Origin of the sequence: Endozoicomonas sp. SESOKO2, assembly GCF_024606245.1 — a bacterium.
Classification (GTDB): domain Bacteria; phylum Pseudomonadota; class Gammaproteobacteria; order Pseudomonadales; family Endozoicomonadaceae; genus Endozoicomonas_A.
This window is the reverse complement of sequence record NZ_JAHHPQ010000690.1, coordinates 1-1,703: the sequence shown is the minus strand read 5'-3', so window position 1 is coordinate 1,703 and position 1,703 is coordinate 1. Positions and strand designations below refer to the sequence as shown.

Genomic DNA, 1,703 nt, shown 5'->3' with positions numbered 1-1,703 from the left:
GGACAGCACCATACGACAAATCCTGCTTAAACAGCCAAAAGTGACCAGTACCGGAAACACCAGCCCCACAGGTGCGCTTGTGGGTGAGTTGAGACGCAGCAGGATTGAAGAGGTGGTCAATTATGCCGGAGCCATCAGAACGAGTGGTTATCACAGTCATGGTGGAGGTATAGCAGGCAGTGCTTCTGGCAGTGTCATACGCGATAGCCTGAACACCGGAACCGTTTTCACAACCGGAAGCGCCAACACTGGTGGTATCGCCGGGGTAGCGGATCAGAAGTCTTCTGTATCAAACAACTTGAATATTGGAAAAATAACGCCCAGAAGCTTGGATAACTCACCTGCCGGTGGCGTTGTCGGAAGGCTGAAAAGCAATAGCCTTGCTAACAACAATGTGAATACCGGGGAGGTTAATGCTGGCCATACCGAAGATTCCGGGGGGATTGTAGGAAAAGCAGAAACAACCAGCAGGGTATTACATAACCTGAACACCGGAAAAATTGCCTCAGATTATTTGGACGGTACTTCACGGCGAAGTGGTGGGGAGATTGGCGGAATAGTGGGGGAAACCTCCGGTCAAACCCTGGTCAGCAAAAACCTCAATACAGGCAGCATTTCTGGAAAGGTCACCACCAATGTGGGCGGAATCACTGGGGGAGCAGTCAACGCTCCTGTTGTTCAGAATGTAAACACCGGAACTGTCACTACTGACGGTCGCATTGCATCTGCCGGAGGTATTGCCGGAAAAGCCATAGGAAGAGCAGCAATTTATCACAACCTGAATGCCGGAGCAGTCATAGGTAATGGGACTCATAGTTCAACGGGTGGTATATCCGGGAGTGCACGCGATTTGGCCTCGGTTTACAACAATGTTAATACGGGGTTGGTTAAGTCACTGGTAACAGGAAGCTATGAAAGCGGGGCAGTCGCAGAATTTTCCTTTGGGAATGATATTGTCAATAACCTGGACACTTTCACAAAGTATTACCCGACTGATTCGATTCATAATGGATATAATGAAGGTGTCGTGAGAAAATCGAAAAGCGCACTCAAATCAGGCTTAAACGGTTTGAGCAGCGAACTCTGGAACGCCGGTGATGCAACACAGCTGCCGATGCTCAGAGGCATTAACACCCCCTACCGTGAACTTGTCCGAATCAATGGTACCCAACAGACAAACAACCAGTTTCCCATCGTCCTGAACGAGTTTGCAGACCCTGGAGGTGCCGCAAACGCCACCTCTTTCAATCGTACTGTCTGGAACGGGCATTACGGCTATTTACCGTTCCTAAAAGTTTTCTCCAGACTACAAATATTGCTGGCCGGAATTGATTGCACACCCGGAGGATTTGACTGTAGAGTGAAAAAGAACATCACGACAACTCCACCAGCTACGTCATCGTCATCAGCACAGCCTTCAACCATTGATTTGACCACGGCTGCTGAAATCAGAGCCTTAGCTGATTCGGAGTCACCATCAGGCACTTCATCCGCTTTTGAAATATCATCCCCAACAAACACACGGCGAACTAAATTTTCATCGTCGTCTGACAGTACGTCCCCCACAACCGATTCACTTGATCTGTCAAACTGCCTACCACCAAAAGGCAAGCCTCTCTTCCAAACCTATGACGCGAAAAACCAGCAAATATACGTCGTCATTCAGCCTGAGTCGTCTTCCAAAGGGATCGTTCTGGCGCGCT

At 49.1% G+C, this 1,703-nt stretch carries 1 protein-coding gene; it reads left to right on the top strand.

The genetic code is table 11. The features are described from left to right. Window positions 1-1,703: hypothetical protein (locus tag KDK17_RS16830; RefSeq protein ID WP_257288602.1), on the top strand; the 1,703-nt coding region annotated here is incomplete at both ends.